Source organism: Caulobacter sp. 05T431, from assembly GCF_056665975.1.
The window spans coordinates 77,306-88,793 of record NZ_JBFTKU010000022.1 but is presented as its reverse complement, the minus strand read 5'-3'; the positions used below and the strand labels follow the sequence as shown (position 1 = coordinate 88,793).

General features: G+C 68.6%; 12 protein-coding genes. 2 read left to right on the top strand and 10 right to left on the bottom strand.

Translation table 11 applies throughout. From position 1 onward, the window contains the following. On the top strand, window positions 1-498 hold a 498-nt coding region (locus AC1U89_RS19265; protein ID WP_479901265.1), incomplete at its 5' end, for a flagellin. A gap of 79 nt (window positions 499-577) precedes the next feature. Here the strand turns inward: AC1U89_RS19265 and AC1U89_RS19260 are convergent. The 8 genes from AC1U89_RS19260 to AC1U89_RS19225 form a co-directional block, all read right to left on the bottom strand. Beyond that, window positions 578-1,126, bottom strand: coding sequence for a GNAT family N-acetyltransferase (locus AC1U89_RS19260; RefSeq protein ID WP_479901264.1), 549 nt, complete (start codon window positions 1,124-1,126; stop codon window positions 578-580). Window positions 1,127-1,375: 249 nt separating this feature from the next. After that, on the bottom strand, window positions 1,376-1,576 hold the full coding sequence (locus AC1U89_RS19255) for a hypothetical protein (protein WP_479901263.1): 201 nt from the start codon (window positions 1,574-1,576) through the stop codon (window positions 1,376-1,378). 107 nt (window positions 1,577-1,683) lie between these two features. Next, window positions 1,684-2,082: a Rieske (2Fe-2S) protein gene (locus AC1U89_RS19250; RefSeq protein WP_479901262.1), complete on the bottom strand. Its 399-nt coding sequence runs from the start codon at window positions 2,080-2,082 to the stop codon at window positions 1,684-1,686. Continuing rightward, window positions 2,079-3,086, bottom strand: coding sequence for a fumarylacetoacetate hydrolase family protein (locus AC1U89_RS19245; protein WP_479901261.1), 1,008 nt, complete (start codon window positions 3,084-3,086; stop codon window positions 2,079-2,081). Before AC1U89_RS19245 ends, AC1U89_RS19250 begins: the two co-directional genes overlap by 4 nt. Before the next feature lie 25 nt (window positions 3,087-3,111). Then, complete coding sequence (hmgA, locus tag AC1U89_RS19240) at window positions 3,112-4,395, bottom strand: homogentisate 1,2-dioxygenase (protein WP_479901260.1); 1,284 nt, start codon at window positions 4,393-4,395, stop codon at window positions 3,112-3,114. Window positions 4,396-4,555: 160 nt separating this feature from the next. Next, a complete protein-coding gene (gene hppD, locus AC1U89_RS19235; RefSeq protein WP_479901259.1) occupies window positions 4,556-5,617 on the bottom strand; it encodes a 4-hydroxyphenylpyruvate dioxygenase in 1,062 nt (353 codons plus the stop codon). Window positions 5,618-5,634: 17 nt separating this feature from the next. Further along, the gene (locus AC1U89_RS19230; protein WP_479901258.1) at window positions 5,635-6,756 is read right to left on the bottom strand and encodes a pyridoxal phosphate-dependent aminotransferase; all 1,122 of its coding nucleotides are present in this window, start codon (window positions 6,754-6,756) and stop codon (window positions 5,635-5,637) included. Window positions 6,757-7,058: 302 nt separating this feature from the next. Further along, window positions 7,059-7,529 (bottom strand): Lrp/AsnC family transcriptional regulator, encoded by a 471-nt coding sequence (locus AC1U89_RS19225; RefSeq protein WP_479901257.1) that lies wholly within the window; start codon window positions 7,527-7,529, stop codon window positions 7,059-7,061. Window positions 7,530-7,680: 151 nt separating this feature from the next. Between AC1U89_RS19225 and AC1U89_RS19220 the strand changes: the two genes are divergently transcribed. Then, a complete protein-coding gene (locus AC1U89_RS19220) occupies window positions 7,681-7,983 on the top strand; it encodes a hypothetical protein (RefSeq protein WP_479901256.1) in 303 nt (100 codons plus the stop codon). 126 nt (window positions 7,984-8,109) lie between these two features. On the opposite strand, the gene ftsZ is transcribed toward AC1U89_RS19220, so the two are convergent. Together ftsZ and ftsA are read right to left on the bottom strand one after the other, a co-directional pair. After that, window positions 8,110-9,657, bottom strand: coding sequence for a cell division protein FtsZ (gene ftsZ, locus AC1U89_RS19215; protein ID WP_479901255.1), 1,548 nt, complete (start codon window positions 9,655-9,657; stop codon window positions 8,110-8,112). Between the two features lie 489 nt (window positions 9,658-10,146). Continuing rightward, on the bottom strand, window positions 10,147-11,472 hold the full coding sequence (ftsA, locus tag AC1U89_RS19210; protein ID WP_479901254.1) for a cell division protein FtsA: 1,326 nt from the start codon (window positions 11,470-11,472) through the stop codon (window positions 10,147-10,149). Window positions 11,473-11,488 lie beyond the last annotated feature (16 nt).

Here is an 11,488-nt window from a genome sequence, read left to right as displayed (position 1 = left end):
TCGTTCAACGCCCTGAAGTCGGACTTCGAAAGCCTGCGTGACCAGATCACCAAGGCTGTCACCAACGCCAAGTTCAACGGCGTGTCGATCGCCGACGGCTCGACCCAGAAGCTGGCCTTCCTGGCCAACTCGGACGGCTCGCAGTTCACGGTCAGCTCCAAGACCCTGTCGCTGAAGGGCATTGGCATGACCACGACGTCGACCTTCACGTCGGCGGCCGCGGCCAAGACGATGATCGACACCGTCGGCAAGGCCATCGGCACCGCCACCAACAAGCTGGCTTCGCTGGGCACCAGCTCGACCGGCCTGGACACCCACCTGACCTTCGTCGGCAAGCTGCAAGACAGCCTGGACGCGGGCGTGGGCAACCTGGTCGACGCCGACCTGGCCAAGGAAAGCGCCAAGCTCCAGTCGCTGCAAACCAAGCAGCAGCTGGGCATCCAGGCGCTCTCGATCGCCAACCAGTCGACCGGCTCGATCCTCAGCCTGTTCCGTTAATCGGACCAAGCCCGAGTTTAGTAGCGTCAGTAGCTTAGGAAGGGCGGGTCCTCGGACCCGCCCTTTTCTATTGGGGCGCCTATTGGGGAATGCGGGTCGGCAGCGCCTTGCCCATCCGCACCAGCGGCACCTCGACCCCGCTCGACGTCGGCGCCGTGAAGCGCTCGATCTGGTGGTAGCCGCAGGCCCGGTACAGCGGCTCGCCCGCCATCGTCCCGGCCAGTTCGCAGCGCGTGAACCCCTCCCCCGCCGCCGCGGCTTCGCAGGCGTCCAGGATCAACCGCCCCACGCCTTTCCGCACATGGTCGGGATGGGTGTACATCGCCCGCACCCGGGCCGGATCGCGGGCCGGGTCCAGCAGGGCGGCGTCGCGCCCGGCCGAGTGGTCGCCGCCGAACAGCGTCGCCCGCCGGCTCCAGCCGCCGCAGCCGGCCAGGGCCCCGTCGTCCTCGACCACGAAATAGGTCCCGTCGGTGATCAACTGGCTGTCCAGTCCCATGATGTCGAACGAGGCCGCCACCTCGTCGGGACCGAGGAAGGGCTTGAGCAGTTCGCCGATCGAGGCGTTCATCAGGTCGCGCAGGGCGGGCAGGTCCTCGGGGACGGCGGGGCGAAGGGTCAAACTCAACAGGGCGGCTCCTTCTGGATCCCCTCCAACTTGGCGAGGCGCCCGGCCGTCGCCAAGGCCGCCGCCCCAAGGAAATAAAGGTTTTCAGCGTCGCCGGAAAAAATTCCATGACAACGTTGTCACGAACAGAATGTTGCGCTATAGAGGTGTCAGCCCTTCTGGGCGTTTCCTCCTATGCGACTTCCGGCCGTCTTCTTCTCCTGTAGAAGGCGGCCTTTCTTTTGCCTGGACCTGGCTTTTGCGCGAAACCTAAGCGCGCCGGCCGATCCGCGCGAACGCGCCCACGGCCTCGGCCGCGAACATGCCGCTGCGCCAGGCGCTCTCGCGATCCGGCGCGCCGCCCTGGGCCGCGACACGAGCGTCGAAATCCATCACCTGCCAGGTCCATTCGTCGTTGCCGGCGTGGATCACCACGGCATAGTCGCGCACCTGCATCTGCTCGAAAGGCATCGTCGGGCTCCCTGCTCTGCCCCGACAGGTCTAGGGCCGCGGGATCGCGCGATCGTGGCCGAGGGTTCCAGGGGACGGGAAAAGGCCGTGCAGGTTCCGTGCAGACCCTAGGCCGTGACGATCCGCCCCTCTTCCACACGCACCGGCCAGGGCGACAGCCGCGCCCCGACGCAGGGTCCGCCGACGCAGGCGCCGGTGTCGGGCTGGAACAGGGCCCCGTGCCAGGAGCAGGCGATCAGCGTCCCGTCCTCGGTCAGGTAGCGGTCCAGCACCTGGGCCAGAGGCAGGCCGGCGTGCGGGCAGCGGTCGACATAGCCGAACGCCTCCCCGCCCCGGCGCACCACGAAGCCGTGGAAGCGCTTGTCGCCGATCTGCAGCACGTAGTTCCGCGCCCCGGGGTCGGCAATCTGGTCCAGCGGGCCCAGCTTCACGCCCGCGGGCGTCGTCCAGACCCGACCGACAGCGGCCGCTTCCGGAGCGGCTTCCGGCGCGGCCTCCTGGTTCAAATGCGCTCGACCGTCTGCTCGATGGCGCCGAAGATGCTGTGGCCCTTGGCGTCATGCATCTCGATACGAACCGTGTCGTCGCCCAACAGGAACGGCGTCTTGGGATGGCCGGTCTGGATGGTCTCGACCGTGCGGACCTCGGCCAGGCACGAATAGCCGACGCCGCCCTCGGCCACCGGCTTGCCCGGACCGCCGTCGGCGTCGCGATTGCTGACCGTGCCCGAGCCGACGATCGTGCCGGCGGCCAGGGCGCGGGTCTTGGCGGCGTGGGCCACCAGGGTCCCGAAATCGAAGGTCATGTCGACGCCGGCGTCGGCCTTGCCGAAGTCCTTGCCGTTCAGGGTGACCAGCAACGCGCCGTGCAGCTTGCCGTCCTTCCAGGCCTCGCCCAGGGCGGCGACCGAGACGGCGACCGGCGAGAAGGCGCTGGCGGGCTTGGACTGCACGAAGCCGAAGCCCTTGGCCAGTTCGGCCGGGATCAGGGCGCGCAAGGAGACGTCGTTGCACAGCATGACCAGCTGGATGGCGTCCAGGGCCTCCTCGCGGGTCGAGCCCAGCGGCACGTCGCCGACGATCACGGCGATCTCGCCTTCCAGGTCGCAGCCCCAGGCGGAGTTGGCCAGCGGGATGGTGTCGCGCGGGCCCAGGAAGCCGTCCGAGGCGCCCTGGTACATCAGCGGATCGGTCCAGAAGCTCTCGGGCATCTCGGCGCCCCGCGCCTGCCGCACCAGCTGGACGTGGTTCACATAAGCGCTGCCGTCGACCCATTGGTAGGCGCGTGGCAGCGGGCTGGCGGCGTCATGCTCGTGGAAGCGTTCCAGCGGCACGCCGCCGTCCTCGACGCTCTTGGCCAGGGCTTCGAGCATCGGTCCGCAGCGCTCCCAGTCGTCCAGGGCCGCCTGCAGGGTCGGGGCGATCGTTCCGGCGTCGGTGAACCAGGCCAGGTCGTTGGAGACCACCACCAGCCGGCCGTCGCGGCCGCCCTTCAGAGACGCGAGCTTCATGGGCGCTTCCTCTTGCTTCGTTGTTCTAGGGCAGCCGGGCTTTCGGGAAGCCCGTCCAGCACGCGTCATAGTCGGCCTGAAGCGCGGAAGTCTCCAGAGCGTATTTCGTGGGGCGGATCACCCAGCGGCTCTCGAACATGAAGGCCATGGTCCCGTCGATCTTGTGAGGCTTCAGCTCGGCCTCGCTCGCGCCCTTGTGGCTGGCCACGTCGGGGCCGTGGTCGCTCATGGCGTTGTGCAGGCTGGCCCCGCCCGGCGAGAAGCCGCCAGCCTTGGCGTCATAGGCGCCGGTGACCAGCCCCATGAACTCGCTCATCACGTTGCGGTGGAACCAGGGCGGGCGGAAGGTGTGCTCGGCCACCATCCAGCGCGGCGGGAAGATCACGAAGTCCACATTGGCCGTGCCCGGGACCTCGCTGGGCGCTGTCAGGACGGTGAAGATCGACGGGTCGGGGTGGTCGAAGCTGACCGTGTTGATCGTGTTGAACCGCGCCAGGTCGTACTTGTAGGGCGCGAGATTCCCGTGCCAGGCCACCACGTCCAGCGGGCTGTGGTCCCAGGTTCCCATCCACAGGCCGCCCTGGAACTTCTGGATCACCTGGGTGGGGTTCTCGATGTCCTCGAAGGCGGCGACGGGGCTGAGGAAGTCGCGGCTGTTGGCCAGGCCGTTCGAGCCGATCGGCCCCAGGTCCGGCAGGCGGAAGGCCGCGCCGTAGCTTTCGCAGACATAGCCGCGCACCGGGCCGGCGATCTCGACCCGAAAGCGCACGCCGCGGGGGATCACCGCGATCTCGCCGGGCGCGACGTCCAGCCGCCCGAACTCGGTGACCAGGTGTAGGTCGCCCTGCTGGGGCACGATCAGAAGCTCGCCGTCGGCGTTCTGGAACACCCGGTCGATCATCGAGCGGTTGGCCAGGTACAGGTGCGCGGCCATGCCGGCCTGGGTCGCCACGTCGCCATTGCCGCCGATCGTGACCAGGCCGTCGACGAAGTCGGTCGGTTCGGCCGGGACGTCCATCGGGTCCCAGCGCAGGCGATTGGGCGTGGGCGCGGCGGCGTCGAACGGGCCGCTCTTCAGCCGATCCTGGGCGTAGGGCGCGTAGGGCCCATGCCCGGCGCTGGGCCGCAGGCGGTACAGCCAGGACCGGCGGTTCTCGTGGCGCGGGGCGGTGAAGGCCGTGCCCGACAGCTGCTCGGCATAGAGGCCGAACGGCGGCTTCTGCGGCGAGTTCTGGCCCACCGGCAGGGCGCCGGGGACGGCCTCGGTGCTGAAGTGGTTGCCGAAGCCGGGTTGGTACTGGAGGTCCATGAGCGTTTCCGTGACCCTCTGGCCATCATTCATCGTTGCCATCCCGGAAGCCTCGCAGAGGCTGTCCGGGACCCAGGCGAACCGCACCGTGTCAGCCCCCCGGTCCCGGCCCTACGCTACGCTTCGGCCGGGATGACACGGAAGGGGAATTCGGGAGCCCCTAAGCCTCGACCGTGATCACGCCGCGGCGGATCTGGTCCAGCTCGATGCTCTCGAACAGGGCCTGGAAGTTGCCGTTGCCGAAGCCCTGGTTGCCCTTGCGTTGGATGATCTCGAAGAAGATCGGGCCGAACAGGTTCTCGGTGAAGATCTGCAGCAGCAGGCCTTCCTCGCCGACGTTTCCGTCCAGCAGGATGCGGTTCTTCTTCAGGCGCTCGGTGTCCTCGCCGTGGCCGGGCACGCGCTTGTCGACCAGCTCGTAATAGGTCTCGATCGTATCCTGCAGCTTGACGCCCCGGGCCCGCAGACGCTCGACGGTGTCGTAGATGTCCTCGGTGGTCAGGGCCAGGTGCTGGATGCCCTCGCCGTTGTACTGGCGGATGAACTCCTCGATCTGGCTCTTGTCGTCCTGGCTCTCGTTCAGCGGGATGCGGATGGCCTTGTCGGGCGCGATCATCGCCTGGCTGAACAGGCCGGTCGCCTGGCCCTTGATGTCGAAATACTTCTGCTCCTCGAAGCCGAAGACGTCGCGATAGAAGGTCGACCAGGTGCGCATCTGGCCGCGCTTGACGTTGTGGGTCAGGTGGTCGAGCAGGTCGAGGCCGACATTGTTGGCGGCTTCGGCCTCGGCGGCGCCGGGGACGGGGGTCCAGGTCGAGAAGACCGCTTCGGGACCGGCCACCAGGTACAGCATCGAGCCGCCGATGCCTTCCAGCACCCGGGCGCCCTCGCCCAGCACGGTCGGAGCGGCGTCGGCCGCCACGGCGCCGCGCTTCAGGGCCTCGGCATAGGCCTGCTCGACGTTCTCGACGGTGAAGGCCATGCCGTTGGCCGAGGGGCCGTGGGCGGCGCGGAACGCGGCGACCTGGCCGGTCGCCTCGTCATTGACCAGCAGGTTGATGCGGCCCTGCTTGTAGCGGGTCACGGCCTTGGTCGGATGGGTCGAGGCGGCGACGAAGCCCAGCTGCTCGAACAGCGCCTTCATGGCGGCCGGCTCGGGGCTGGTGAACTCGACAAAGGCGAAGCCGTCGAGGCCCAGGGGGTTTTCGGGGGAGATGCTCATGGACGTGGCTCCGAAGATCAGAGAGCGAGAGCGGCCGGCAGGGCGGCGATCAGGCGGTCGTTGTCGGCGGGACGGCCGATGGTGATCCGCACCCAGCCGCCGGGCACGGGCGTGGGACGGACGATAAGCCCTTCCCGCAACAAACGCGCGGCGGTCGCTTCGGCGCCCGCCGGGCTGCGCAGGAAGACGAAGTTTGCGGCGCTCTGGGTGCGCTCCACGCCCCTGGCGTCCAGGACGGCCTCGACCCGGCCGCGCTCGGCGATGGTCAGGGCGACGGTGCGTTCCAGGTGCTCGGTGTCCTCCCAGGCGGCCAAGGCGGCGGCCTGGCTGATGGCGGTGACGTTGAACGGCGGGCGGATGCGGTCCAGATAGCCGGTCAGCTCGGCCGACGAGCAGATCCCGTAGCCCACCCGCATGCCGGCCAGGCCGTAGGCCTTGGAGAAGGTGCGGCCCGAAACCCAGGTCCCGCCCCAGGCCTTCAACAGCGCCAGGGTGTCGAACGCCTGGTGATATTCGCGATAGGCCTCGTCGACGAAGACCACGGTCGAGTGCGGCGTCACGGCCAGGATCTCGGCCATGTCGACGCCGGTCATGACGTTGCCTGTCGGGTTGTTGGGGGTGCACAGGACCAGCAGCTTGGGGCCCTTGGCGGCCTCGACCTTGAAGGCCTCGACGTCGAGGTCGAAGTTCGGCAGACGCGGCACGTCGATGAAGACCGCCTCGGCGCAGCCGCCGAAGATCGCGTAGGCCGGGAAGGTTGGCGAGCTGAGCAGGACGCTGTCGCCCGGGTGCAGGACGGCGCGGAACAGGTAGTCGATCAGGGCTTCCGAGCCCGGGGTCATGACGATCCGCGCCGGATCGACCGCCAGCCGCTCGCCGATCGCGGCGCGCAGGGTCTCGCAATAGGGGTCCGGATAGATCTCGGGGCTGGCCAGGGCGGCCTGCACGGCCTCGGCGACCTTGGGGCTGCAGCCCAGCAGGTTCTCGTTGCTGGCCAGCTTGGACAGGTCCTCGCGACCGGCCAGGCGACCGGCCTCGGCCAGGGTCATGCCGGCCTTGTAAGCGCTGACGCCTTCCAGGGCGGGACGCACGGGCGAGACCACGGCGGGCGACAGGGACTTTTGATCGACAACTAGCATGCGCCGCGCTCCGAGAGGGGTACCGCGGCAGGATAGGGCTTCGGCGATGACGAAGTGTGGCGATGATGACCCTGAACTATCCATAAAAGGTCATTTTATGCCAGGAAAATTCTAGATTTCGACCCTATATGGCAGAACAACTCTTTGCGAGCACTTGCCCCCTGCGGACCGCTTCGCGGTCGTCTTCCCCCACAGGGGGAAGAGGGTATGAGCGCGCGTCCTCCGCCCCCTATGGGGGCGGACAGACCGCGACGCGGTCAGGTGGGGGCAAGTGGGTGTGATCCCACGCCAAGGCCACTCACCTACTCCAGATAGTCCAGCGGCAGGGCCGTCGCGTCCTTGATCGTCTCCAGCACGAAGGACGATCGGATGTCCTTGACCGCCGGCATCTTCAGCAGGCGCTTCATCGTGAACTCGGCGTAGGCGTCCAGGTTCGGCGCCACAACGCGCAGCAGGTAGTCGTAGCCGCCGGTCATGGCGTGGCAGCCCACCACCATCGGCTCGCGGCGCACGGCCTCGGCGAAGGCCTCGGCGGCGGTCTCGCTGTGGCGGTCGACCTGGACCTCCACATAGGCCAGCAGGTCCAGCCGCGCCTTGCGCCGGTCCAGCAGGGCGACATAGCCGGAGATCAGGCCGGAAGCCTCCAGCTGCTTGACCCGCCGCAGGCAGGGGCTGGGCGACAGGCCGACGCGCTCGGCCAGTTCGACATTCGTGACCGAGCTGTCCTGCTGGAGGATCTCCAGGATCTTCCGATCGGCGCGGGTGAGGTTCATCGTGACCCAGTCTTCAAGGTTCTTGGCATATCCTGCCAGAAGTAGCGCGATTGCCCCTTTGCAACCACCCGCGAGCGTTCGACCGGAGCTTTCAGCCCAGGCGAACGTTGGAGCCCGCGAGGACGATCATGTCCTCCTGTCGGAGAATTCCATGCGCATCGCCCTTTTGATCTCGGCCTCGATCGCCAGCCTGTCGCTGATCGCCTGCTCGCAGAAGACCGAGGACCACGCGGCCGCAGCCGCCGATCAGGCCGGCGCCGCCACCGCCTCGGCCGCCCAGGACACCGCCGCCAACGCCAATGCGGCGGCCGCCAACACCGCCGCCGCGACCGACAACGCCGCCGACAAGACCGCGGCGGCCGCGGACAGGGCCGCCGACAACACGGCCGACGCCGTGGGCGCCGCGGAACGCAAGACCGACGCCGCCGCCGACGCGGCCGCCAAGACCCACTAGGGCGGTTGGCCGGGGACGGGCGCCTGCGCCTGTCCCCGGCGACCACAGCAAAGCAAAACCCCCGGAGCTCTCGCCCCGGGGGTCTCGGTTACGCTTACTGGTACGCTACAAAACTTATCGCGCTTTTCAGTTGGCCAGGCGGCGCAGGAACGACGGGATCTCCAGATCCTCGCCTTCGTCCGTGGTCGGCTGCTCCAGCGGCTGCAGCTGCGGGCGGGCCGAGCCGCGTTGCGGCTGCTGCTGTTGGGCCGGCTGCTGCTCGTAGCGCTGCTGGCGACCGCCGCCGAACAGGCTCATCCAGCCGCCCGACTTCTGGGCCCGGCGGTCTTCGTAGGTTTCGCTGTACAGCGGCTCTTCCTCGACCTCGGCGGTGTCCGCGACCAGCGGGTCGACGATGCGGGTCACGCGCGGCGCCGGGGCGGTCACGCGGGGCTCTTCCATCACCGGTTCTTCGAAGTGCAGGTCTTCCTGGGCTTCGACGATCGGAGCGGGTTCCTCATAGACCGGTTCCGGCGCGTACGAGGCGACCGGGGCCGCGGCGGGACGCTCGATCGGGCGCGGCTCGTAGCGCATGCCCGGGCGGCCGGTCTCGGCCACGGTCGGGGCGGGCGCCGGAGCGGCCTGCGGCGCGGCCGGGCGGGTTTCGGCGATCAGCGGCTGGGCCGTGGTGTTGCGGGCGACGGGCTTGGGCTCGATCTGGGCGATCGAGGCGCCGTCCATGCCGGTGGCGACCACCGACACGCGGATCACGCCGTCCAGCGACGGGTCGAAGGCGGCGCCGAAGATGATGTTGGCTTCCGGATCGACCTGGTCCGAGATCGCGTTGGCGGCCTCGTCGACTTCCAGCAGGGTCATGTCCATGCCGCCGGTCACGTTGACCAGCACGGCCTTGGCGCCCTTCAGCGAGACTTCGTCCAGCAGCGGGTTGGCGATGGCGTTCTGGGCGGCCATCAGGGCGCGATCTTCGCCGGTGCCTTCGCCGGTGCCCATCATCGCCTTGCCCATCTCGGTCATGACCGTGCGGACGTCGGCGAAGTCGAGGTTGATCAGGCCCGGAAGGACCATCAGGTCGGTGATCGAACGGACGCCCGAGTGCAGCACCTGGTCGGCCATGCCGAAGGCTTCGGCGAAGGTCGTGCGCTCGTTGGCGACGCGGAACAGGTTCTGGTTCGGGATGACGATCAGGGTGTCGACATAGCGTTGCAGCTCACCGATGCCGGCGTCGGCCAGACGCATGCGGTGGCGGCCTTCGAAGTGGAAGGGCTTGGTGACCACGCCGACGGTCAGGATGCCGCGCTCGCGGGCGCACTTGGCGATGATCGGGGCCGCGCCGGTGCCGGTGCCGCCGCCCATGCCGGCGGTGATGAACACCATGTGCGCGCCGTCCAGGTGCTCGCCGATCTCCGGGAAGCTCTCCTCGGCGGCGCTCATGCCCACTTCGGGGTGCGCGCCGGCGCCGAGGCCTTGCGTGACCTGCACGCCCAGCTGGATGCGACGGTCGGTCTTGGCGAACTGGAGCTGCTGCGCGTCGGTGTTGGCCACCACGAACTCAACACCCTCGAGGCCGGCCTCGATCATGTTGTTGACAGCATTGCCACCGGCCCCACCGACGCCGAACACCACGATACGCGGCTTCAGTTCAGTGGTACGCGGCGCGGAAAGAGAAATAGCCATGGGACCCTCGCGTCCTAAACGCCGAATTCGTCAACTACCGAGCGGATCAACCGCCGGGAGTCATCTCGACGATCGGGTTAACAGAACAACCACCAACCTTAATCGGTGGTTAACTCCATAAAGTGAGTCGGGCCTCGGTCGACCCCAAACAGGCTGGAAAAATCCAGTTATCCAAAGGAATCACTGGGGATTCCGAAGGTTCCCGAACCTAGCCAAAAGCCCCGTGCGGCGGAACGCCGCTGACCGAAAAAGCCTTGGAAAACCCCGTTTTCAGAGCCTCGAAAACTAGGCTGTCAGGTGTTTCCGACACTAGATCGTAAACGAACAGGCTTAAGTTCTGTTAAGACTTGGCCATTGCTGAAGGCCAGCTTCACCAAGACGAAAAAATTTCGCGCCGCGCGCGATTTCGCGGTCGCGCTTCGGCGGGCGCGACTCAGCGAAGCTTGCGGTCAGGCTTTCCGGATGTGGGACGACGTCCCACGATATTGCTCAGAGATTGTCGCGCAGCCACGCCGCGGCCCGGGCGACTGGGCTGGCGTTGGGGTCCAGCGGGCGCTTGCGGATCGCCGCCCCGGCCAGGGCCTTGGGCGAGACCACCTCGCGCGGACCGAAGGCCGTGCGGTGCAGGACGCCGGCGGCGGCGCAGAAGGCCGGGCCGGAAGCGGCGTCGGCCAGGTGCGGCACCCGGCGCGGACGACCCAGGCGGACGGGGCGGTCGAAGACGCGCACGGCCACTTCGCGCACGCCGGCCAGCTGGCTGGCGCCGCCGGTCAGGACGATGCCCGCGCCCGGTTCGACCGGCGCGCCCGAGGCCTTCAGGCGCTCGCGCAGCAGCTCCAGCGTCTCCTCGACGCGCGGCTGGATGATGCCCTTCAGCAGGCTGCGGGGCGCGATAACCGGGCCCGCGCCCGGATCGTCGCCGCGCGGCGGGGCCTCGATCATCTCGCGGTCCTCGTTGGCCGAGGCGATGGCGCTGCCGTGCAGGGTCTTGATGCGCTCGGCGCCGGCGACCGAGGTCTGCAGGCCGCGGGCGATGTCCTGGGTGACGTGACCACCGCCGACGGCCAGGCTGTCGACGTGGCACAGGGCGCCGTTGTTGAACACGGCCACCGAGGTCGAGCCGCCGCCCATGTCGATGCAGACGGCGCCCAGGTCCATCTCGTCCTCTTCCAGGGCCGCCAGGGCCGAGGCGAAGGGCGCGGCGACCACGCCCTCGAAGCTGAGGTGGGCGCGTTCCACGCAGTGGGCCAGGGTGTGGAAGATGTTCTCGTTGACCGAAACGACCAGCAGCTCGAGACCGAGCGCGCGGCCGAACATGGCGCGCGGGTCGCGGATGCCGCGCTGCCCGTCCACCGACCAGGCGATCGGCAGCAGGTGGATCGGCTTGCGGCCCGGGATGCGGACCTGGGCCAGGGCCGAGGCGATGGCGCGCGACAGATCGGCGTCGCCGATCGGCCGGGCGCCCAGCGACACCTGGGTGTGCACGCGGTGGCTGGCCAGCTGGCCGCCGGCGGTGCAGACGCTGACGCCCTGGACGTTGACGCCGGCCACGGTCTCGGCCCGCTCGACGGCCTGGGCGATGGCTTGCGCCGCCTCGTCCAGATTGACGATCGCCCCGCCGCGCACGCCGCGCGACTGCACATAGCCGACGCCGGCCGTGGTCAGGGTGCGGTTGTCGCGATGGACCCCGTCGGCCTTCATGATGAAGCAGGTGACCTTGGACGCGCCCAGGTCGACGGCCGCGACCGCGGGCTGACGCACGAGCGTCGCCTTCAAGCCTTCCCTGGCTTGTTTCCGGTCATCCAGTCGCGACATCGCTACAGTCACCTCA